13 protein-coding genes are annotated in these 23818 nt (G+C 61.3%); 10 read left to right on the top strand and 3 right to left on the bottom strand.

Annotation, left to right across the window (positions count from 1 at the left end):
* Positions 1-139: 139 nt before the first annotated feature.
* Positions 140-1618 carry a sodium/proline symporter gene (locus JXQ94_RS05000; RefSeq protein ID WP_421922713.1) on the top strand — a complete coding sequence of 493 codons (1479 nt, stop codon included), beginning with the start codon at positions 140-142 and terminating at the stop codon, positions 1616-1618.
* Between the two features lie 15 nt (positions 1619-1633).
* Here JXQ94_RS05000 and JXQ94_RS04995 read toward each other — a convergent pair whose 3' ends face one another.
* Together JXQ94_RS04995 and JXQ94_RS04990 are read right to left on the bottom strand one after the other, a co-directional pair.
* Entirely contained in the window at positions 1634-4078 is a 2445-nt protein-coding gene (locus JXQ94_RS04995) for a M10 family metallopeptidase (RefSeq protein ID WP_421922712.1), read from the bottom strand.
* A gap of 210 nt (positions 4079-4288) precedes the next feature.
* Positions 4289-12700, bottom strand: coding sequence for a hypothetical protein (locus JXQ94_RS04990; RefSeq protein ID WP_421922711.1), 8412 nt, complete (start codon positions 12698-12700; stop codon positions 4289-4291).
* Between the two features lie 384 nt (positions 12701-13084).
* On the opposite strand from JXQ94_RS04990, the gene JXQ94_RS04985 reads away from it, so the two are divergent.
* Genes JXQ94_RS04985 through ccmI form a run of 4 tightly spaced genes read left to right on the top strand, consistent with a single transcriptional unit; the run spans position 13085 to position 16906 of the window.
* On the top strand, positions 13085-15067 hold the full coding sequence (locus tag JXQ94_RS04985) for a heme lyase CcmF/NrfE family subunit (protein ID WP_421922710.1): 1983 nt from the start codon (positions 13085-13087) through the stop codon (positions 15065-15067).
* Entirely contained in the window at positions 15064-15597 is a 534-nt protein-coding gene (locus JXQ94_RS04980) for a DsbE family thiol:disulfide interchange protein (protein WP_421922709.1), read from the top strand. The genes JXQ94_RS04985 and JXQ94_RS04980 overlap by 4 nt, the downstream gene beginning before the upstream one ends.
* A complete protein-coding gene (locus JXQ94_RS04975) occupies positions 15594-16070 on the top strand; it encodes a cytochrome c-type biogenesis protein (protein ID WP_421922708.1) in 477 nt (158 codons plus the stop codon). The genes JXQ94_RS04980 and JXQ94_RS04975 overlap by 4 nt, the downstream gene beginning before the upstream one ends.
* Positions 16067-16906, top strand: a complete 840-nt coding sequence (gene ccmI / locus JXQ94_RS04970; protein WP_421922707.1) for a c-type cytochrome biogenesis protein CcmI — start codon at positions 16067-16069, stop codon at positions 16904-16906. Before JXQ94_RS04975 ends, ccmI begins: the two co-directional genes overlap by 4 nt.
* A 30-nt stretch (positions 16907-16936) precedes the next feature.
* Here ccmI and JXQ94_RS04965 read toward each other — a convergent pair whose 3' ends face one another.
* Entirely contained in the window at positions 16937-17152 is a 216-nt protein-coding gene (locus tag JXQ94_RS04965; protein WP_421922706.1) for a hypothetical protein, read from the bottom strand.
* Positions 17153-17379: 227 nt separating this feature from the next.
* Between JXQ94_RS04965 and JXQ94_RS04960 the strand changes: the two genes are divergently transcribed.
* From JXQ94_RS04960 to JXQ94_RS04940, 5 genes are all read left to right on the top strand, one after another.
* Positions 17380-19404 carry a PAS domain-containing protein gene (locus tag JXQ94_RS04960; RefSeq protein ID WP_421922705.1) on the top strand — a complete coding sequence of 675 codons (2025 nt, stop codon included), beginning with the start codon at positions 17380-17382 and terminating at the stop codon, positions 19402-19404.
* Positions 19405-19505: 101 nt separating this feature from the next.
* Complete coding sequence (locus JXQ94_RS04955; protein ID WP_421922704.1) at positions 19506-20414, top strand: acyl-CoA desaturase; 909 nt, start codon at positions 19506-19508, stop codon at positions 20412-20414.
* A 192-nt stretch (positions 20415-20606) separates the two neighbouring features.
* Positions 20607-21773, top strand: a complete 1167-nt coding sequence (locus tag JXQ94_RS04950) for an acyl-CoA dehydrogenase family protein (protein ID WP_421922703.1) — start codon at positions 20607-20609, stop codon at positions 21771-21773.
* A gap of 27 nt (positions 21774-21800) precedes the next feature.
* Positions 21801-22940 carry an acyl-CoA dehydrogenase family protein gene (locus JXQ94_RS04945; protein ID WP_421922702.1) on the top strand — a complete coding sequence of 380 codons (1140 nt, stop codon included), beginning with the start codon at positions 21801-21803 and terminating at the stop codon, positions 22938-22940.
* 32 nt (positions 22941-22972) lie between these two features.
* The gene (locus JXQ94_RS04940) at positions 22973-23764 is read left to right on the top strand and encodes an SDR family oxidoreductase (RefSeq protein ID WP_421922701.1); all 792 of its coding nucleotides are present in this window, start codon (positions 22973-22975) and stop codon (positions 23762-23764) included.
* Positions 23765-23818 lie beyond the last annotated feature (54 nt).

Here is a 23818-nt window from a genome sequence, read left to right as displayed (position 1 = left end):
GTGATGCCGGATTAGCCGGGCGCGGAGCGCGGAGCAAGTCGCCGAAGCGGTTCGACTTGGCGTGGTATCGCAAACACGGCTAGAGGTGAGGCAAGGTGAGCTGATCACGGCTCGCATGACACCGTTCGGGGAGGGATGGATGTCGCAGGAAAGCCTGATCGTTCTGGCCACGCTGATCGCGTACAAGCTTGTGCTTGTTGCAGTCGGCCTGTGGGCATCGTCGCGAAACCGTACGGAGAGCGATTTCTTTATCGCCGGGCAGGGGCTCGGCCCCTGGGTGGCAGGTCTGTCCTACGCTGCGTCGACCTCGTCGGCGTGGGTGTTGCTGGGCTTTTCCGGCTTTGTTTACGCCAATGGCTTGTCGGCCCTTTGGATGGTGCCGGGCATCTGGGCCGGTTACGTCGCCATCTGGCTCTGGTTCGGGCGACGCCTGCGCGACGAGACCGGGCGAGAGGGGCATGTGACGACAGCGGATTTCCTGTCCGGTGGCCAGTCCATGATCGGCAAGCGCCTGATCGGGGCTGTCGCGGCCGCGATGATCCTGTTCTGCTTCATCTTTTACATCGCTGCCCAATTCGGGGCTGCGGCCCAGGCCTTTGAAACCCAATTTGCCCTGCCGCAATTGGAATCGGTTCTGGTTGGAGCCGGGATTGTCCTGCTCTACTCCCTTCTGGGGGGCTTCTGGGCGGTCAGCGTGACAGACATGCTCCAGGGCGCCTTGATGCTCGTTGTCGCACTGCTCCTTCCCATCGCGGCGTTGATCGCGGCGGGTGGCCCCTCCGAAGTCCTTGCCACGCTCGCGGCCAATGAGGCCGCCGCCTATCTGAGTTTTGGCGGCGATATGCCGGTCATGCTGCTGTCCGGTTTCATCATCGGCGTGTGGGGCGTGGGGCTGGGAGCCCTTGGACAGCCCCAGCTGATCACCCGTCTGATGGCGGTGAAGGATGAAGCGGCGCGCATGCGGGGCTTCCAGATCGCCATCGTTTGGGCCGTCCTTGTTTTTGCGGGCATGACCATTCTGGGCCTTTCCGGACGCGCCCTGGTGGGGGCCGGGTCGAACGGCGAAGCACTCTTCTATCAGGTTGCGCGGGATTACCTGCCGCCGATCGTCGGCGGTCTGGTGATTGCGGCGGTCCTGTCCGCCGTGATGTCCACAGTGGACTCCATTCTCCTGGTCGCGGCCGCGGCGGTCAGCCGGGATCTGGGCGTTTCGAGACGCTTCGCCGGCCATGAAGTCCTCGTCTCGCGGATCGTGATGATCGCGATCGCCCTGGTAGCGGTCTGGATGACGCTGGCCCTGCCATCGACGATTTTTGCCCGGGTGCTCTTCGCCTGGGCAGCGCTCGGTGCGGCGTTCGGCCCGGTCATCGTGATGCGGGTGGTGGGCGTGCAGTCCGGCCATAAGGCCGTCCTCGCGGCGATGATTATCGGCTTTGGCCTGACGGTTTTCTTCAATGCAATGGGGGCTCTCGACCCGGCCAGCCTGCCGGGACCGGCCGCATTGGCGGCGCAATGGGCGCACTTGCCCGGTGACCCGTTCGAGCGGGTCTTTCCGTGGCTTCCCGCGCTGCTGATCCTGTGGTTCGGGCGAGTCAGACCCGTCCGGGGCCAGACCTAGAAGCGGCTTGACCGACTACCAGATTTCAACGGGGTCGGGCAGCGGAGTGAAGGTGTCGGCCTGCGGCGATGACCAGTCGTCTGGCCCGGCCTCGGGGTCGACCAGGGATGACAGGAAGCTGCGTTGCCCCAGGGCGCCGGAATCCGGTCCCTGGTCCGCACTCAGGCTTTCCGAAACGGGAAGGGGTTTGACGGTCAGGCCTGTCTCCGTTTCGTCTTGCACCTCACTCAGTGAGACCCCGACAGGCTGGGCTTGGCTGAGCAGGGCTGACAGGTCGACAAGGTGAGCGTCCGGGGAAAGTCCGTCATTGTCGATCCAGTCCGCCCGTTCAACGCGGGACATGATGGGGGCCATATCTGCGGCCTCGACGTCGGACAAGGGTTGGAATGCCGCAATTGCGGCCTCCTCCGGCGACGCACTCTCAAAGGTGAAGTCCGCGCCGGTGAGGGCGGCTTCGGTCGTGTTCTCGATGGTCAGCGTGCCGCCATGATCGGGATCGGTGTAAATGACATCGCCACCGCTATCGACCGCATTGGCCTTGAAGTCAGCCAGGCTGGCCACGGAGTTGGACCGGATGGTGATCGTGTCGCCACTGGCGAAATCGGTGATTGTGTCGTCGCCGGCATCGTAGATGAAGACATCATTGCCGCCGCCGCCGGTCAGCGTGTCATTGCCGGCATCGCCGTTGAGCGTATCCCGGCCACCGCCGCCATTCAGAATGTCATCGTCCGCACCGCCATTCAGCGTGTCATTGTCGGCCACCCCATAGAGGGTGTCGGCGCCGCTGCCGCCACTCATCGTGTCGTCGCCATTGCCACCATTGAGCAGGTCGGCGCCATCGCCGCCGTCCATGATGTCATCGCCGTTGAGGCCGTAGAGGGAATCGGTCCCGGATTCGCCATTCAGTGTGTCGTGGCCGCCGCCCCCATTGAGCAGGTCATTGCCGTTCCCGCCATAGATCGTGTCGCGTCCGGAAACGCCGTACAGATTGTCATGACCGGCCCCGCCATAGAGCGTGTCATTGCCGCTATTGCCGTTCAGCGTGTCATTGCCGCTCTGACCGTAAAGCGTGTCATTGTCGTCGCCACCGAGCAGCTTGTCGCGGAAATCACCGCCATAAAGCGTGTCATCGCCAGCTTCGCCGAACAGGCTGTCAGGTCCGCCCTGACCGTAGAGCGTGTCATCGCCGTCACCGCCATAGATGACGTCCTTGCTGACGCCGCCCCACATGGAATTGGCAGAGCTGTTGCCGGTGAGGGTGTCGCGGCCATTTCCGCCGACGGCATTTTCGATCACGACGCCATTGGCGATCGTGAAGCCCATCCGGAAGTCGGTGACATAGGACACCGGGCCGCCACTCGTCGCGGTATAGTCCAAGGTCGCGGCGCGCAGGTCGATGACGACCGATGTCACCATGCCGGACGCGTCAATCGTATCGGTCCCGCCCGTGTCCCAGATTGTTGAATAGCCGCTTGGCGTGCTGCCGGCATAATCGATCAGACTATAGGTCGTACTACCGGCATTGTTGGCGACAGAGCCGAACAGGTTTTGCAGCGCTGCGATATCCCAAGCCCCGAAGGATTCACGATTGCCGTAGCCGACGGTTGAGGTGCCGTTGGTGTACCAGCCATCATTATAGGCCATGATGGAATTGATCGGATCATTGAGGCCGTCCGGCCCGAGTGAGAAGGAGCTGACCGAATCCATCCCGCGCAGGAAATCCGAACCACGCGACTCGTCATGCGTGTGCCCGAGACCGAGCGCATGACCGATTTCATGGATCAGTGTCTCATGCCCCTGACCCCCGGCTTCATAACCGGACGACCAGCGGCTGCTAATGGTGTGATTGATGCGTATGTCGGTCCAGGACTGGCTGCCGGTCGACAGCGTACCGGCTGTGCCGAGACTGCCGCTATTGTCATTCTTGAAGAAAGTCAGATCGGCAAGGTCCGGATCGACGACTTCCACAAAGGTCAGATCGATTACGGTCGAAATCAGATCAAGGGCGGCGGTGATGACGGTTTCCTCTGCCGCTGACCAGTCCTCTTCCCCGCTCCAATCAGTCTCATTGGCAACGGCCGTGCCGTAGTCGCTGACAAAGCCGCTGTCGCCGAAATAGTAGTAGATAGTGGTTGCTCCCCCTCCGAGCGGAGACAATGTGCCTTCCACCGATGAGACGGGATCGGCTGCTTCGCCGCCGAGGTGAAGTCCGCCCTGCATGGGGGTGTCGCCGATCCAGATGATCGGTGCGTGGTCATGGCCGTGATGCCCGTCATCGTGCCCATCATCGTGCCCGTCATCGTGACCGGTGCCCGTGGTCAGGTCGCCGGGTCTGTCGCCGACACCCGTGAATTCTAGCAGGTCGGGGAAGCGTGCCAGGCTCCAGGCGTCGTCGAACGGGTTGCGGATGGAAGCTTCGCCGTTGAGTGAGCGGAGTGGATTGGAGCCGAAGTCAAGCATGATGTCCTCGCTGTGGCCGAGCGTCAGGGCTGCCCAAACCGGGCATCCGCACCGCCGCTTCGCGGGTTGTTCGGGTTCAGTTCTGTCCCGCGTCGATGGCGCACGTTAACACCGGACGCCGGGCTCATCATCCCCAAAAGCGAATTTTACAACTCACAGGGGCCAGGCCTTGCGGCCCGGGCCCCCGTTTTTTCGGCATCCTTGGACGGTCTACCAGATGTCGACCTGATCGCTCAGGATAACGCCATGATCATTCAGCGACGGCGCTTGCCACCCGCCAAGACCATCAGCGTTGATGGACAGGTCAGGCAGGACGGTCGAGTCGTTGGCGGCAATGGTTTCGGAAACCGGATGGTCCTTGATGTCGGAGGTCCGGGCGGCTTCCTCGGTTGTTTCCTGGGTCGGATCAACCGGATCAGAGAGGGTCTCGAACACCGGCTTCGCGAAACCGTCCAGGTCCATCGTCGACAGATCGCCCATTTTGAAGCCATCCATCATTCCAACCAGGTCCGCGATCTCGGCCGTGTGCATGCGACCATCGAGCTCGCTGACCACCGGGATGGCCTCGACAGCCAATGACACGAGTTCAGCCGTGGACTCAGTAACTGTTTCGATCGCCTCGAAGATAAAGTCGGTCGCGCTCAAGGCCGCCTTGGTCAAGCCGACCAGGATCATCTGGCCGCCACTGTCGGGGTCGGTGAAGGTCAGATTGCCGGCAGGCGTTTCAATGGCGTTGTCCTTGAAAGTATCAAAGTCGAGGACGTTTTCCGACTTCACCTTGATCTTGTCGGTTCCGGCGACGAAGTCGTAGACGAAATTCCGCCCGTCACTGGTTTCGAATATGTCTGCGCCACCTTCGCCGTAAAGCTTGTTGGTACCATCTCCGCCCATCAGCGTGTCATCGCCATCGCCGCCGACCAGGGTGTCATTGCCGTCGCCGCCATCGAGGACATCATTGCCGCCGAAACCGCGCAGCTCGTCATTGCCTCCGAGTCCCGACAGCGTGTTGGCGGCGCCATTGCCATCGAGGACATCGGCGAAGTTCGTCCCGCGGACATTCTCGACCCCGGAGACGCTCTCCACATTACCGCCACCGATGTCGGCGGCATTGCCGGCGGCAAGGTTGACCATGATGCCGACCGCGCGGGTTTCCTCGATGAAGGAGAGGGTGTCCGTGCCGCCGCCGCCGTCATAGCTGTCGGTGCCAGCACTGGAGACAAGCAGGTCGTCGCCGACACTACCGATCAGCGTGTCGTCGCCATTGCCGCCATCAAGCCGGTCATTGTCGCGGCCGCCATTGAGGGTGTCATTGCCATCGCCACCATTGAGCGTGTCATTGCCATCAAGTCCGATGATCGAGTCATCACCACCATCGCCATTGAGCGTGTCATTGCCATCATCGCCGACGATCGTGTCATTCTCGTCTCCGCCATTGATGACGTCATCGCCCGCACCGCCGCGCAGGATGTCGCGACCGACCCCGCCATTGATCGTGTCGTCGCCATCATCGCCATACAGGCGATCATTGCCGTCACCGCCATTGAGCGTGTCGTTGCCGCCGCCGCCATTCATTGTGTCATTGCCGTCGCCGCCGGAAAGGTCGTCATCGCCGTCACCGCCATCAACGGTGTCATTGCCGCCGCCGGCTCTGACCGTGTCATCGCCACCATGAGTGTTGATGACGTTGTTGAACGAGCTGCCCGTAATGGTGTCCACCGTGTCGATCTCGGCCGATGTGCTGACGTTCTCGACCCGGATCAGCGAGCCTGAGCCGCCGAACCCGTCATTCGTGATGACTTCATCTTTCAGGTGGATCACGACCGGTGCGGCCGCGACGGTCTCAACGATGCCTGCGTCGGTGTCGACAAAGAGGATGCCGCTGAGTTGAAGCGTATCCGTGCCGGACCCGCCATCAATGGCACCACCGCCACCATCGATCGTGATGACGTCGTCGCCATTTCGCCCGAACACGGTGTTGTCAGCCCCCGAGACAATGATGATGTCGTCATTGCCGGAGCCGTTGACGGTGTCATGGAAGATGCTTGTTCCCTGTACGGATTCGATGCTGGTCATGGTTTCGGCATTGCCGAAGCCATCATTGGAGATCACGCCGGTCTGGAGATTGACCTCCACGCCCTGGTCAGCATCACCCGCAAAGCTGATGATGTCGAAGCCGTCACCGCCGTCCAGCGAGTCAACGCCTCGGCCGCCGTCGAGCCAGTCGTCATCGACCCCGCCGAGAAGGATATCGTCGCCTTCGCCGCCAAACAGGAAGTCATCGCCGCGTTGGCCGGCGAGCGTGTCATTCCCGTGCTGGCCGATCAGCAAATCACTGCCATTCCCGCCCAAGGCGCGGTCGTCACCGAATCCCATATCAGCACGATCATTGCCATCATTGCCGAGGAACTGGTCCGCACCGGCCCCGGTGCTGACTGTGTCATCGCCTGCGCTACCGCGGATCAGGTCATCGGTCGACGACAGGACCGAGGTTACAACGTATTCGATCCCCGTGAAGCTTGATGTGCCGCCGAAACCATCATTGACGATGGTGCCGGTCGCCAAATTGATTTCAACACCTTGCGGCGCGGCGGTGACACCGACCCCGCTCGTGAGTTGACCCGAGAGGGCGAGTATGTCGAACCCGTCGCCCCCATCCACAACCGTGCCGACATCCATAATGATGACGTCGTCGCCGCCTGCTCCGGATACTGTGTTTCCGGTCCCGAGGACCACGATCCAGTTGTCGTCGTCGCTGCCGATGATGGTGTCGCCATTCAGGGTGCCCGCGGTCACATTCTCAATTCCGGAGATGGTTTCGGAATTGCCCCACCCGTCATTATCAACCGCACCGGTTGCCAGGTTGATCACCAGACCCTGAGTGGTGCCATCGGTGATCAGGACCTCGAGTTGGTCTCGTCCGTCGCCGCCGATGATCGTGTCAATGCCATTGCCGCCCTTGATGATATCGTCGCCGGCCCCCCCGTCGAGGATGTCGTCGCCATTGCCACCTTCCAGATTGTCATCGCCGTCCTCGCCATTCAGCGTGTCGTTGCCGTCATTGCCATACAGCAAGTCATCTCCGTGCCAGCCGCTGAGAACATTGTCGCCGGCATCGCCGGTCAGGCTGTCATTGAACGCGCTGCCTTCCAGGTTTTCGATACCGGCGATGGCGACCGTGTCGCCAAAGCCATCATCGACAATCATCCCCGTCGAGAGGTCGACAGTCACGCCATAACCACTGACGGTATCGGCTATGAAGAAAGTCTTGTTGCTAACCATGCGGAGCGTGTCGACACCATCGCCGCCATCGACCGATGTCGCCGCCTCGATGATGATCAGGTCATCGCCGCCGCGCCCGAGAATGGTATCGCCGAGACCGCCCGTTCCCTGCAGGCGGTTGTCGTTGTCATCGCCGGCAATGAAATCGTTGAAAACGGTGCCGGCACCGAGGCTCTCGATGCTGGTAAAGGCCTCCGTATTGCCGAAACCGTCATTCTGTATGACGCCATCGGTCAGGTCCGCGTAAACGCCTTGTGTCGCGTCGGCGTCATAGAAGCTGATACGGTCAACCCCGTCTCCGCCATCATAGCGGTCCTCGCCGGAACCGCCGTTCAGATAATCGTCGCCAGCGCCGCCAATGAGTTCGTCCGCCCCGGCTCCGCCGTACAGGATATCGTTCCCGTTCTGACCATCAAGGCGGTCATCACCATCATAACCCCTGATAAAATCATCGCCGCCGCCGCCGCCAATTTGGTTGGCGTCGCTCGAACCGAGCAGTATGTCATTGAATGACGTCCCCCCGAGGTTCTCGACACCCGTGATGGATCCGGAATCGCCGAATCCGCCCGAATATATCATTTCATCGGCGAGAGAGATGGAGACTCCCTCGCTCTCCTCGACAATGAGGTTGCCCAACTCGTCGAGGCCAACATAGCGAACATCATAGAAAAAGACGGCGTCGGTGCCGTCGCCACCATCGATAGTGTTCGCGCCCTGGACCTGGAAGGAATCATCGCCGCCATTGCCGGTCAGGGTGTCGCCGCCCCCAACGGCGATAAAGAAGTTGCTGTCGTCGGTTCCGGTGAATGTGTCGGCAAACAATGTGCCGGCGCCCAGATTTTCGATCCCTGTCATGGTTTCGAGATTGCCGAAGCCGTCATTGCTCACAATGCCGGTGGACAAGTTGGCAACCACGCCCTGTGTGGCTGTGAGGTCAAAGAAGCTGACGCGGTCGAAGCCGTCTCCACCCGCATAGCTGTCCACCCCGGCGCCGCCGCTGAGATAGTCATTGCCGGCTCCGCCGATCAGCGTGTCGTTTCCTTCTCCGCCACGCAGGAAGTCGTCGCCGTCGCCGCCATCCAAGGTATCATCGCCGCCATATCCCCAGACGGTGTCACTGCCGCCATTGGTCTGGATGACATTCGCGACTTCAGTGCCGCCGATCTGATCATTCGTGTCACGGTCACGCGATGTGACAATGTTTTCGACATTGCTGATCGTGGATTGATTGCCAAAACCGTCGTTAAAGATAAATCCGGAACGCATGTCGACGACAACTCGCTGGTCGGCGTCGACCGTCGTGACCCCGTCCGCCGCGTCGTAGGCGCGCATGTATCCACGCAGCTCGACCGTGTCGACGCCATCGCCGCCTTCGATGTCCGTGGCGCCCTCGATCAGGAAAATGTCGTCGCCACCGCGTCCGTCAATCGTGTGATTGGCGCCATGAACCTCGATGTGGTTGCCATTGTCATCGCCAACCACGATGGAACCGGCCAGATTGGCAATGCGGATGTTCTCGATACCGGAAAGTGAGTCCTGGGTGCCGAACCCATCATTGGCGACCGTGCCGCCCGAGAGGTCGATCTCGACCCGCTCGGTGGCCTCGCCGAACTGGTCGAACACAGCGGTGTCGATACCGTCGCCGCCATCAAGGGTGTCGGTACCGCGCCCCCCATTCAGTTCATCATTCGCGCTGCCGCCATCGAGGGTGTCGTCACCGTCATCGCCCCACAGGGCATCATCCTGGCTGCCGCCCAGAAGGGTGTCATTGCCGTCGCCGCCATGGAGGGAGTCGGCGCCGACATTGCCGAGAAGACGGTCATCGCCCGCGTCCCCGCGGATGATGTCATTGCCCGTATTGCCGAAAATGGAATCGTTGCCGTCGCCGCCATTGAGCGTGTCTGCGCCATCACGTCCGACGAGGTAGTCGTCGCCGCCGCCGCCGTGAAAAACGTCGTCGCCAAGGGAGCCGTAGAGGCGGTCATTCTTGGAACTGCCAACGATTTCCTCGATGCTGGTGATCGACGAGAAGTTGAAGTGTCCATCATCAATGATGGCGCCGAAGACCAGGTCGACGGTCCAGCCATGTCCTTCCTCGCGGCCTGACGATGTGTCGAGAAAGGTGGCCAGGACAAGTGTGTCATGACCGTCGCCGCCGTCAACGGTTGTGGCGCCTTGCAGTTGAAAGCGGTCATCGCCGCCGCGGCCGATCAGTGTGTCACCGGCCCCGACCGAGAGCAGGAAATTGTCGTTATCATCACCGGCCAGGTAGTCTTGATGGAGCGTGCCACCACCGAGTCCCTCGATACCCGTGAAAGTTTCGCTATTCCCAAACCCGTCATTGGTGATCGTTCCGGCAGCAAGGTCAGCGATAACGCCCTGCGTTGCGGTCAGATCGTAGAAGCTGATGCGGTCAAAGCCGTCACCGCCATCGTAATCGTCGATTCCAGCGCCGCCATTTAAATAGTCGTCGCCATCCCCTCCGATCAGGCTGTCATCGCCGCCGAAGCCTCGAATGACATCATCGCCACCAAGTCCGCTGAGGACATTGCGGTTGTCATCGCCGTAAAAGAAGTCTCTGAATTCCGTGCCGTTGACGTTCTCGACGCCGGTAATGGTGCCGCTGTCACCAAAACCACCATTCCCGATGAGGTTCGCGTTGAGGTAAACGAAGACGCCAGTGCCGGTTATCGTGCTGCCATCGGCACGCGTGAGGACGCCGTTGAAGGAGACGGTGTCGATGCCGTCACCGCCGTCGATATTGTTCGCACCTTCGACATAGAATTCGTCGTCGCCGCCGCGGCCGACCAGCGTGTCACCGCCACCGAAGGAGAAAAATCTGTTGGCGTTGTCGTCACCGGCGAGCGTGTCGATGTGGATGCTGCCGCCGACAGCTTCGATACCGCTCAGGGTTTCCTGATTGCCGAAACCATCATTGTAGACAATCCCGTCTTCGAGATCGATGTTCACACCTTGGGTGGAGGCCGTGTCGAAGAAGATGATCTCGTCAAAACCGTCGCCACCCGAATAGGAATCGGTTCCGCGGCCGCCCACGAGGCGATCATCGCCGGCTCCGCCGATCAGCGTGTCATCGCCGCCGAGGCCGCGCAGGAAGTCATTGCCGTCGCTGCCGTCCAAAATGTTGTCATCATTCGAGCCCGTGAGGTCGTCGGCGAGATTGTTGCCGCCCTCGATGATGATGTTCTCGATCCGGATTGCCGTGCCGGAAAAGCCGAAACCGTCATCGTAAATTGTGTTCTCTTCCAAAGAGATATGGAGGCCGCCAGTCCGGGTGAAGCCGTCGCGTGCCGGACTGGTTCCGCTATAGACAAGTGTGTCATTGCCATTGCCGCCATCAAAATCGCCGGCGGCTGCGACGTGGATTTCGTCGTCGCCACTGCGACCGAAAATAGCGTGGCCATTCCCGTCGACCGCCAGCACATTGTCGCCGTGGGTGCCCAACACCTGGGACCCGACCGAATAACCGATCTGGACATTCTCGATATTCGCCACGGTTTCCGCATTGCCGTCGCCATCATCGGCGACAATGCCGGTCAGAAGGTCAATCTGAACCGACCCCGTCCAATCGATCGGATATCCTTGCCATGTGTCGATTCCGGCCCCGCCATCGACATGGTCCGCACCGTCACCGCCGTTCAGCAAGTCATTGCCGCCGCCACCGAGCAGCGTGTCGTTGCCATCCTCGCCGTTCAGGACACTGCTCCCAAACGTGCTGCCGACAATCAGTGTGTCATTGCCATCACCGCCATACATCGTCGCTGTTCCGTCTATCACCTCCAGACGGTTGTCACCGGAATCGCCGAACAGGGTCGAGTTGGAGGCAAAAAATATGGTGGCATTCTCGATGTTTGTGACGGATTCCAGGCCCGAACCGGTCTGGTCGTTGTAAACGTTCGTGCGGAGGTCAAAATAGGCGTTCTCTATGCCCGCCTGCGCCTGGATGATGAGCGTGTCTATCCCGTCGCCGCCGTCGATCACGTCAACCCCGGTACCGCCATCAAGCGTGTCGTTGCCGGCACCGCCATCGAGTGTGTCATTGCCGGCATTGCCGTTGAGCGTGTCGTTGCCGTCGCCGCCGGACAGGTCATCATCGCCATCGCCGCCGTCCAGGACATTGTCGAGCGCGTTGCCGACAATGGTGTCATTGCCGTCGCCGCCAAGCGCGTTCTCGATCTCCACACCATTGGCGATGGTGAAGCCACCGGTCAGGCTGGCATAGGAAACACCGCCGCCGCTCAGGGCGTCATAGAGGAGGGTGGCCGGGCGCAGGTCGATGGTCGCGTCCTCTGACAGGCCTGCGGCTGAAATCGTGTCAGTGCCTCTCGTGTCCCAGATCGTGCTGAATCCATAACGTGCCGCGTCCGTGGTGGTGAGGCTGTAGACATTGTCACCGTTATTGTTGTTGACCGCGCCGAAGCGGTTTTGCAGCGCAGCAACGTCCCAGGCGCCGAAATTCGAGCGATTGCCGGAGTCGACGGTGGAGCTGCCCTGAGCCGCCCAGCCGTCGCGGTAGGCCATGATGGAGTTGATGGGATCGTTCAGCCCATCCGGACCCGAGGTGAACCGGTTGGCATTGGACATGCCGCGAAGATAGTCCGAGCCGAGGGACTCATCGTGGGTGTGGCCAAGGCCGAGTGCGTGGCCGATCTCGTGTACGAGGGTCTCATATCCCTGACCGCCCGGGTTGAACCCGTCGGGGACCCGGTTGCTGATCGTGTGGTTCATCACGATGTCGTAATGGCTGCCGCCTTCCGTTCCGGCTGCATAGCCGAGATAGGGCAGATTATCGTTCTTGATGAATGTGAGATCAGCTTCGGCCGGGTCGAAGGTCTGCACGAAGGTCAGATCGACAATCGAAGAGATATCGGCAAACGCATGCTGGATGCTGGCAATCTCCGCGGCGGTCCAGTCAACTTCGCCGATGTCGTCGGCGCCTGTGCTGTAGGTGACGCCATACTGGTTCTGGTAGCCGGTATTGCCGATGTAATAGACGATCACGCCATCATCGCCGCCCAGCAGTACAGACGTGCCCTGTACCGCGTCCACTGGATTGCCGGCCTCGTCAAAGACAATCTCCGCGCCTTCAGCACTGAAGTCGACGGCACGTCCTGCGCCACAGCCGCAAAGCGAATATTCATGGAAAACGTCGTCGTCCTGGTGGATGTCGTAATTTTGCGCGACATCTTCGCTGAGCTGCGACTCGAACCTGGCCCGCGGCGATCGCCCGGAAGCGGAGAAGCCGGAACCATCCGCCTCAAACCAATTCATCAGGCCAAATTCCTGGGCCATGAAGGGCGTATCGAGCGTGGTGAAGTCGCGCATGATGTTTTCTCTCGTTCACAAGCCTGTACAGGATGTTGGGGACACCACGGCCAGGATCACTTGGTTTTGGACAAGCGGACAGGTCCGACGCCGATGTTGGCATCGATGACTGCACGCTTAGCGCCTTGTTGTGGAAAACGGCCGCCCGAATGGGTCTGGCCCGACTAACGCCCCCAGAAACGATGGGCAGCCTGTATTGCCCATTAAGAAATTCCTAACACTTCAAATCTGGGGGTGCCACGAAAAAAGTCCTCGCACTGCAACAACTTGTCGGAATAATTTAATGCGGGCGTGTGGATCGCGTCACGGTTGTCGACCCGCAATGCTCTTGCCTGCGACACCTCGCGCCTTGACCTCGGCGCCATCCCGTAACAAGTCGGCGGCATGATTGCAGAACTCGGGCAGTTCGCCCTCATCCTGGCCTTCGTGGTCGCACTCTTCCAGTCGGTGGCCATCTTTGCGGGGCTGCGGACCGGCGATGCCGTGGTGCACGGCTTCGCGCGGACCGGTGCGATGGCGCAATTCGGTCTGGTGCTGGCGGCCTTTGCCTGTCTGACCGTATTGTTCGCACAGTCGGATTTTTCGGCGCTTGTGGTTGCCGAGAACTCCCATACCGACAAGCCCTTCCTCTACAAGCTGACCGGCGTGTGGGGCAATCATGAGGGATCAATGCTGCTCTGGTCACTGATTTTGACCGGGTATACGGCGGCGCTGGCCTGGTCGGCCAAGCCGGTTGAAGCCCGATTGATCTCACTGACCTTTGCGGTCCAGTCGCTGATTACAGCAGCTTTCACGGCCTTCTTGCTGTTTACCTCCAATCCGTTCGCACGACTGTGGCCCGGGCCGGAGAATGGCCAGGACCTCAATCCGCTTCTGCAGGACCCGGGCCTCGCCTCACATCCGCCCATGCTCTATGCGGGCTATGTCGGGTTCTCGATCACCTTTGCCTTTGCTGTGGCCGCTCTGATCGAGGGGCGCGTCGATGCACGCTGGGCCCGAATTGTTCGCCCCTGGGCGTTGGCTGCCTGGACCTTCCTCACCATCGGCATCGCACTGGGCGCCAGCTGGGCCTATTACGAGCTGGGCTGGGGCGGCTGGTGGGCCTGGGACCCGGTCGAGAACGCCTCTCTCTTGCCATGGCTTGCGGGCACCGCCTTCATCCACTCCCTTCGGGTGATGGAAAAGCGGGATACGCTGAAGGCCTGGACAATCCTGCTTGCCCTGATGACCTTCGCGCTGTCCATGGTCGGCACCTTCCTGGTGCGCTCCGGCCTGCTGACTTCGGTTCATGCCTTTGCCGTCGATCCGGAGCGCGGCGTGTTCATCCTGGGCATCTTGATCGCCTTGATCGGTGGGTCCCTGTTGATCTACGGGCTGCGGGCCAATCTGCTCAAACCGACCGGCCTGTTCTCCGAGATCAGCCGGGAGAGCACGCTCCTGGTCAATAATCTGGTGCTCGCAGCCGCTTGTGCGCTGGTATTTTTTGGCACGTTCTACCCGCTCTTTGTCACCACGGTGAGCGACGAGACGGTCACGGTCGGTGCGCCTTTCTACAATAGAACTTTCAATCCGATGATCGGCGCCTTGCTGGTCCTGGTACCGATCTCCGGCATGCTCGCCTGGAAGCGCGGCAAGCTGATGCCCGTTCTCAAGGATCTCGCACCGGCCGGGATCGCCGCACTGGCCGGAGCGATTGCGGCTTTCTGGATCGCTGATCGCGGCCTTGTTGCAGGGGCGCTGGGTACGGGCCTGGCGATCTGGGTCGCGCTGGGCGTGCTGACCGATCTGGCCAAGCGCTTCAAGCTGGGGCAGATCGCCTTCTCCGCCTCACTGGCGCGCGCGGCGCGTCTTCCACTGGGTATCTGGGGGATGGCTGTGGCCCATTTCGGGGTCGCCATAGTCGTCTTTGCCATTACCGGTGTGAGCGCGTGGAAGCAGGAAGCGAGTGCCTTTCTGATGCCGGGCGAGCATCTCGAGATCCGCGAGCTTGCGATCACGCTGGACGATGTCCGGCAATATGAAGGCTCAAACTATATCGCAGAGCAGGGCGGGTTCACGGTCCGGAGGGGGCAGCAAGTGGTCGCTGACATGACGGCTGAGAGACGCTTGTATCCGGTGCGCGGCATGTCAACGACCGAGTCGGCGATCCATGCCCGGGCCACAGGCGATGTTTACGTGACAATCGGTCAGCCCAGCCCGGAGCATGGCTGGCCGGTCCATGTCTATCTCTACCCCTTCGCGGTCTGGCTGTGGATCGGGTCGGCGGTTCTCGGACTGGGCGGGTTGCTCTCGCTCCTGGACCGCGGTCGCCGAGCGCTCGCCGCGAAACCCAAGGGCAAACCCGTCATCGCGGAGCCGGCGGAATGAATCGCGTCTTTCTTTTCCTGCCTCTGGCGGTCTTTGTCGTGATGGGCGTCTATTTCGCCCTGGGTCTGCGCGAGGACCCGTCTTCTATTCCCAGCCGGATGATCGATCGGCCGCTGCCGGAATTTGACCTTGCCGCCATTGCGGAGGGCGAGCCGGGCTTCTCCAATACCGATCTCGACGGTCAGGTAGCGCTGGTCAATGTCTTCGGCACCTGGTGTCCGCCTTGCGAAATCGAGCATCCGATGCTGATGCAGATCAGCCGATCGGGGCGGGTGCCGATCTATGGTGTCGACTGGCGGGATGAACCGGGCGCCGGGGCCGCCTGGCTCGCGCGCAATGGCAATCCCTATCAGCGCGTCGGCGATGATCCGGACGGCGACCTGGCCTTTGAACTGGGCATCACCGGCGCCCCGGAGACCTTCCTCATCGACCGCGAGGGACAGGTCCGTTTCCACCATGTCGGCATCATCGACGAGACCGTCTGGCGCGACACCTTGCTGCCGATGATCGAGGCGCTGGAAACCGAATGATGTCCGCTTTTCGCACCCTGGCGATCCTGCTGGTCGTCCTGAGCACCGCGCCGGCGGCCTTCGCGTCGCCGCCGCCGGACGAGCAGATGGCGGATGCCGCCACCGAAGTGCGCGCTCGTGCGCTCTACCGGTCCCTGCGCTGCGTCGTCTGCCAGAGCCAGAGCATTGACGAGAGCAATGCGGCCCTGGCGGCAGACATGCGTGACAAGGTGCGCCAGCGGCTTCTCGCTGGCGACAGCAATGCCGAGGTCTTGGCATGGGTTCGCGAGCGTTATGGCGATTATGTGCTGATGACGCCGCCGCTGCAGGCCAATACGTTGTTTCTCTGGCTGCTGCCCTTTATCGCGCTGATTGGCGGCGGCGCCTTGCTCGTCAGTTTCGTGCGCCGACAGGCACAGCGAACCGGGACAGGCATGGATGCCGAAGACGAGGCCGAGTTGGCCCGTCTGCGTGAGGAGGAGGGGCAGTCATGATCTGGATTCTGATTGCCGCGATCGCCAGTCTGGTCGTCCTGGTTCTGGTCCTGCCTGTCTTGCGCGGGGTGAAGGAGCAGGTGGCTGACGGGCAGGGTGTGTTTGCCGGACAGCTGGCCGAGCTTGCGCGGGATCGTGAGCTTGGCTTTATCGATGCCGAGGCGGCTCGCCAGGCGGAGCTGGATATCCGCCGCCGCATGAGTCAGGTCGCAGCCTCATCCAGTACGCGTCGTGACGCGCGCGCTTCAGCCCGTCTGCGCCAGGGCCTGGTTGCCGGGTCGGGCGTTGCGGCGATCGCCGCGGTGTCGCTCTACATGATGCTGGGGAGCCCCTTTCTCGTCGGCATGGAGCCGGCCCGGGCTCCGGAACTGCCTGAAGAAGCGCAGGCCATCATGGCCGAGCTGGCAAATCTGCGCGCCAATCTCGAGGTAAATCCTGACGACCCGCAAGGCTGGGCCGTGCTTGGCCAGGCCAATATGCAGATCGGGCGCTACAGCGTCGCGGCAGACGCATTCGAGAATGCGATTGATTGGGAGCCGGCTTCGGCCTTCCTCTTTTCCTCGCTGGGACAGGCACGGCTGTTCGAAGCCGGGGGCGACATGACTCCGGCCGCACGGGAAGCGTTCGCACGGGCGCTTGATGTCGATCCGGACGATGTCCGGGCACGCTTCTTCATGGCAGAGGCGCGCTATCAGGACGGTGAGGAATCAGAAGCGCTGGAAGCCTGGCAGGGCATTCTGGACAGCGCCGAACCGAATGCCGCCTATCGCGGCATGGTCGAGGCCCGCATCAGCGCCGCTCGAGCGGCGGCGCAAACGGACAGCGGCACACCCTGAAGCGTGCCGCCCCGTTAACCGCTTCTAGCCTCAGGAGGCCGGAGTTTCGGGATTGCCCATGTCCGGAACGGCGGCGTCATTGCGAGCCCAGGTGACGAAGACATCAAGCTGACGCTCGGCCTCTTCGTAAACATGGTCCGGAATCTGCGTGCGCTCCGCGACGGCACTGCCGACACTCGGCAGGAAGTTCGCGACAACAAGCGCAGCGGTGACTGCGCTCCCCAGAATTATTGCTCTCGTTCTCATCAACAGCTCCCCAGCGATGAATCGAATAGCTAGTATCCTTACGAAAGCGTAAGAAATGGCGCCCGTCCATCCCGAGAAACGATAAACATCCCAGTTTTTCTTGGCTTATCGACCTTTCTTGCTCCTTGAGGTTGCTTGTCCGCGGTGGGCGGCACAGTTAACGTCCCAGCCTTGGGCGAGGTGAGACCGGTTGGCTTGTTTGGGGAGTCGGCTGGTGTTTGAACCGCATGGATCAGCCGATCACTCAGGATCGTGCAGCGCATGATGCGCATGCGCAGAGGACCCTCCTGAAACTGGTGAAAACCAGTTCGGAAGGAGAGGGAGGGCACGAGGCGTGTATCAGCGCATTGCTGGACGTGGTTGCCGCGTATTTCCAACTTCCCCTTGCCATCATTTCACGCATCGATGGGGACCTCTATGAAGTCGAATTCGTGCGCGATGAAAGCGGCGAGGTGGCCGTTGGCCAGACCTTCGAGTTGCCACAAACCTATTGTGAACGGGTGATTTCGCTTGAGCGACCCCTCTATGTTCACCTGGCCGCCAACAGTATCTACGCAGACCATCCCTGCTATCGCGAGCTGGCCCTGGAAACCTATATAGGGGTCCGGCTATTCGTTGACGGGGAAGTCTATGGAACATTGAATTTGACGGCGCAGGACCAAAGGGAACGCGCTTTTTCAAACGCCGAGATAACCGTCTTCGAGACCGCCGGCGCCCTGATCAGCCATCATCTCGCACTGCGCGAAGCGGATTGGCGCCTTTCGCTCGCGGTGACAGGTGCCGCGGTTGGCCTGTGGCTATGGGAAATGCGGACCAACTCGGTGGATTGGTCGCCGCGATTCCTCGATCTCGTCGGGATCACCGATCGGGACTTCAAGCCCTGTTTCGATGATTTCGCGAATCGTCTTCATCCGGAGGATCGAGACCGTGTGATCGGCGCCATCAATGATCATCTGGCTCAGAAAAAGCCCTATGATATTGAATATCGCCTGCGGCATGAGAGCGGCCATTATTTCTGGGTCCGCGCGCGCGGTCAGGCGGAATGGAAGGCCAATGGCCAGGCCATGCGGATGGCGGGTTCCATCGACGACATCACCGAACGCAAGAATGCCGAAACGCGGGCCAGTGACCGCCTGCGCATGATGGAAATGGCGGGCGAGGCGGCAGAGGTCGGCTATATCGACATCGATCCCGTGGCCCGGCGCGGCATGGCGAGCGACGAGGCGTTTTCCATTCTCGGCCTGGACCGGACAACGTTTGAACTTTCTCTGGAAGCCCTGTTCGAGCGGGTTCACCGAGATGATCGCGACGATGCGAATCAATTGGTTCGGCAGGCCCTGAAAAGCGGCAGCCTGACTTCCCGCGTTCTGCGCTTTACCCGTGCCGACGACGGTTCGGTTCGGGTGATCCAGCTTTGGGTTCAGGCGCTCAAGGGAAAGCAATGTGAGAAGTCCCGCTTTTTCGGGGTCATCCAGGATGTCACGCTCCAGCGCGCCAATGAGCAAAGGCTGCGACAACAGACGGCCGAGTTGAGGCGCTCCAATACAGAGCTGGAGCATTTTGCATCAGCCGCTTCGCATGACCTGCAGGAGCCCTTGCGCAAGGTTTCGGCTTTCGGCGAGCTGGTTCTGCGCGATTATGACGACGCGCTGGACGCGCGCGGCAGCAGCATGGTCAACACCATGGTGGATGCAGCCCAGCGCATGCAGCAACTGATCCATGACCTGCTGCAATACTCGCGCTCCTCCCATGTGCCCTTGAAGCTCGAACGGGTCGCGATTGGCGAGTTGATGGGTGAGGTTGTCGAACACCTGGAGTTTGCGATCCGAGACTTTGGCGGTCGTCTGGAGTGGCCCGAGGATGCGCATGTCATGGGTGACCGGGTCCTGCTGCGCCAGCTGTTCGTCAATCTGGTCGGGAATGCCCTGAAATACCGGGCTGAAGACCGGGCGCCTCACATCATCATCGCGATCGACGATTCTGGCGCGGACTGCGACCTCACCATCACTGACAATGGTATCGGTTTCGCGCCTGACCATGCCGAACGCATATTCGAAGTCTTCCGCCGCCTGCACAGCCGCGATGCCTATCCGGGGACCGGCGTCGGGCTGGCCCTGTGCCACCGGATTGTCGAGCGGCATGGCGGAACGATTCGCGGTGAGGGCCGGCCGGGCGAAGGTGCGTGCTTTACCATTTCCTTACCGAAGAAGCCGGTCGACCGCTATTCGCTTATGACTGGCGGTGATGACTGAGGCGAGTCCATACATAAGGTGTTTGACGACCGGAGCGGGGCAGCTGAAACTCGGCGCCAGTTCCGTACCGGTTCTTTTGTTCTTATTGCGAGTGGCCATCCATGACCCTTGAATCCCGCATCCTTGCGCGCTCCGAAGCCATCCTCAAATCCTGGCGGACGCTAAACTGGGCGAGTGCCTTTTCTGCGATCATATACCCGGCCCTGGGCCTGGCCCTGATTACGACCATGATCGTCCTCGGCCTCGCCCTGAGCGGCCTCACCTTGCGCTGGTGGTACGCCCCGCTTTGCCTCGGTGTGACCGCTCTGACCATTTTCCTGTGCAATATGGGAATCGGCCCGCTCCACCGGATCTGGCAGCACCGGGCCGGCGAGATCAAATGGCCGGGTCAGGTCATCATCATGATCAATTGCATCCTCGCGATGCAGGGCACGTTGAAGGATTGGGTGAACTACCATTCCCAGCATCATCGTTTCGCCGACAAGCCGGGCGATCCGCACAATCCGCTCGAGTCCAAGGTCTGGGCCTGGGTCGGCTGGATCCTGTGGCGCGACGAAAAGGATCTGGCCCGCCCGATGCCGATGTGGCTGAAGGAAAATCCGGTTGTTCGTTTTGCCGACAAGTTCCACATCACGCTCTCGCTGGTGATGCATCTGGTGATTCCCGCCATCATCTATGCCGCAGTCGCGTTGAGCGGTGGTTCGCTGATCCTGACGGCCCTGATTCATGCCAGTGTGATCATTGGTCGCGGCCTCCAGTTTCACGCCACGACGCTTGGTGTGAACGTATTCGGGCATATGAAAACGCCGAAATGGTTCGACTATGTGCTTGCCCTGCTGACCGGCGGCGAAGCCTTGCATGATCACCATCACGATTTCCCGCGTTCGGCGCTCCACCTGCCCAAAAAGGGCTTCTGGAACCGGGTCGTTGACTATAACGGCACGGCGCTCCTGGTGATGCGCCGCCTCGGCCTGGCCAAAAATCTCGAGATCGCGCCGCAATTTGCGTGATCTGCGCGGCATCACGACCGCACCCTGCCTTCAAAGCCCCGGTCCTCGGACCGGGGCTTTTTCATGCGCGCATGTATGCCGGAATTTCACTGAAATTGCCGCTTTCGGCCATGGACCTGCCCCCGGTTCGGCGCTAGCGTCTTCGCAAGTGCATCATACCGAATGCTCGATAATGTCGATAAAGGGGAGATCATGTCCGATCTGGAAAGCTTCCGCGAAGAAGTCCGGGACTGGCTGAACGCCAATTGTCCCGAAGAAATGCGCCGGCCGATGGAGAGCGAGGCTGACGCTGTCTGGGGTGGCAAGAAGGGCCAATACTCCGAACCGCAATTACTGTGGCTGGAGCGAATGGCCGCCAAGGGCTGGACCGTTCCGGAATGGCCGACCGAGTATGGCGGCGGCGGTCTTTCCAAGGAGGAAGCCAAGGTCCTGCGCGCCGAGATGCGGACCATCAAGGCGCGCTCCCCGCTGCAATCCTTTGGTATCTGGATGCTTGGGCCGGCGCTGCTGAAATACGGCACCCACGAGCAGAAACTCGAGCATCTGCCCCGGATCGCTCGCGGCGAGATCCGCTGGGCGCAGGGCTATTCCGAACCGAATGCGGGCTCCGACCTCGCGGCGCTGATGACCAAGTGCGAGGACAAGGGCGATCACTATCTGATCAATGGCCAGAAGATCTGGACCTCCTATGCCGATCAGGCCGACTGGATCTTCGCGCTCGTCCGTACGGATTTCGAGGCCAAGAAGCATGAAGGTATTTCCTTCATCCTGGTCGACATGGACCAGCCTGGGGTCACCACCAAGCCAATCAAGCTGATCTCGGGGAAATCGCCATTCTGCGAGACGTTCTTCGACGACGCCAAGGCACACAAGCACAATGTGATCGGCGAGCTCAACAAGGGCTGGAGCGTGGCCAAATACCTGCTCACCCATGAGCGCGAAATGATTGGCGGCATGGGCTCTGGCGCAATGCGGCCGGCCGGTGATGTCGCCGTGCAGATGCTGGGCAAGGATGAGAGCGGTCGCCTCGCGGATCCAATCCTGCGCACCGATGTGGTGCGGATGGAGATCGACGGACTCGCCTTCATGTCGACGATGGAGCGCGTCACGGATGAGGCGAAGGCCGGGCAGGGCATGGGGGCCAATTCCTCGGTGCTCAAATACTATGGCACCGAACTCAACAAGCGCCGCCTCGAACTGATGATGGATTCGGCCGGCCAGGACGGTCTCGAATGGGGCGCGGATGATGATGTCGCGGCCAATTGGCTTCGGACCAAGGGCAATTCGATCGAGGGCGGAACGTCCGAGGTCCAGCTCAACATCATTTCCAAGCGCATTCTCGAATTGCCGTCGGCCTAGGCGCCGCACCACAGGGGAGAGACCATCATGGCCATGGTGCTCAATGAAGAAGCCGGCATGCTCAAGGATGCCGCCCGCGGATTTCTCGCGGACAGTGCGCCGATCGCACAGATACGCAAGTTGCGGGACTCGGAGTCCGCAGACGGGTTTGACCGCAAGACCTGGGCCGCTATGGCTGAGATGGGCTGGACCAGCGTCCTCGTGCCGGAAGACCAGGGCGGGGTGGAGATGGGCCATGTTGCCGCCGGCGTCATTGCCGAGGAGATGGGGCGCACGCTGACGGCGTCGCCCTTCCTGTCGACCGCGATCATGGGCGCGACGGCGCTTACCCGCTTTGGCTCCAACGGGCAAAAGTCGGAATGGCTGCCGCGCATTGCGGCGGGCGAGGCCATCACGGCCGTCGCGGTTGACGAAGGCCGCAAGCACAACCCGTCCAGCGTCACCACAAAGGCGGAACGCTCGGGGAATGGATTCAAACTGTCCGGGCGCAAGAGCTTTGTCGCTGAGGGTCATGTCGCTGACATGATGATTGTCTCGGCGCGGACTGCCGGAAGCGAAGCGGACGCCGAAGGTGTCTCGCTTTTCCTCGTGCCGATCGATGCGGCCGGGTTGACGGTGGAGCGCATCAAGACGGTCGACAGCCGCAATATCGCGACCGTTACCCTCGACGCGGTGGAGGTGACCGCAGACGCGGTACTCGGTGAGGTCGATGGCGGGCTCAAGGCACTTGAAGCTGTACTTGATGCCGGCCGCGCCGGCCTGTCTGCGGAAATGTCGGGCTCGGCCCAGCAATGCCTTGAGAGCACGGTTGGCTATATCAAGGAGCGCAAGCAATTCGGCCAGATCATTGGCACCTTCCAGGCGCTGCAGCATCGGGCAGCGCATCTCTATTCCGAGGTCGAGTTGGGCAAGTCGATTGTGCTCAAGGCGCTCCAGACACTGGATGCCGCGCCTGATCATGCGGCCATGATGGTGTCGGCAGCCAAGGCCAAGCTCGGCCAGGTCGCGCAGCTCGCCGCCCAGGAAGGTGTGCAGATGCACGGCGGAATGGGGATGACGGATGAATTCGATATCGGCTTCTTCATGAAGCGGGTCCGCGTGGCGGAAGCCCTCTACGGCGACGCCAATTACCACGCCGAGAAATTCGCGCGGATGCGGAATTACTGATCAGCGACGCGAACTGGGCGAAGGAGATACGGATGGATTACCAAGGCAAGGTGGTCGCGATCACCGGCGGCGCGCGCGGGATTGGCCTGGCCATGGCGCAGGCTTTCCATGCCCAGGGTGCGAAGATCGCCCTGGCTGATCTGGCCGGCGCGGAAGAGGCCGCGGCGAAGTTTGGCGGTATCGGCATGAAGGTCGATGTCACGCGGGAAGCGGAGATCGGCGCGTTTCTCGACAAGGCCGAGGCCGAGTTGGGCCCGATCGATGTCTATGTGTCCAATGCCGGCATATTGCGGACCGATGAGCCGAGTTGGGATGCGGCCGGTGCCGATGACCAGGCCTGGCACGACAGTTTCGAGGTCAATGTGATGGGTGCGGTTCGCGGCGCCCGCCAGGTTTGGCCACGCATGAAGCTGCGCGGAGGCGGGGTTTTCGTGGTCGTCGCCTCGGCGGCGGGATTGCTGGCCCAGATCGGTGCCTCCTCTTATACTGCGTCCAAGCATGCAGCCGTTTCCTTCGCGGAGAGCATGGCCATCGCTCACGGCGATGAAGGCCTTCAGGTCGTGTGTGTGTGTCCACAGGCCGTGCGGACGGATATGCTTGGCGGCAGCGAGGATGGCGGCATTGCCGGGGCTGATGGGGTCGTCGAGCCGCTTGATGTCGCGGCCGAGACAATCGCGGCGATCGCGGAAAAGCGCTTCCTGGCGCTGCCACATGAAAACGTCCCGGCGTATGAGCGGGCGCGCGCGAATGAGCGTGATCGCTGGCTCGGCGGGATGCGCAAGTTTCGCCGCATGATGGTCGGCGCTCGCGGCCGCCCTGTTTAGACACGCGTCCGGTCGGCCGGAATTCGAAGAACAGTAACAACGATTAAAAGATCA

The sequence above is a fragment of the Maricaulis maris genome (assembly GCF_049116555.1).
Lineage (GTDB): Bacteria > Pseudomonadota > Alphaproteobacteria > Caulobacterales > Maricaulaceae > Maricaulis > Maricaulis maris_C.
This window is presented reverse-complemented; position numbering and strand designations above follow the sequence as displayed.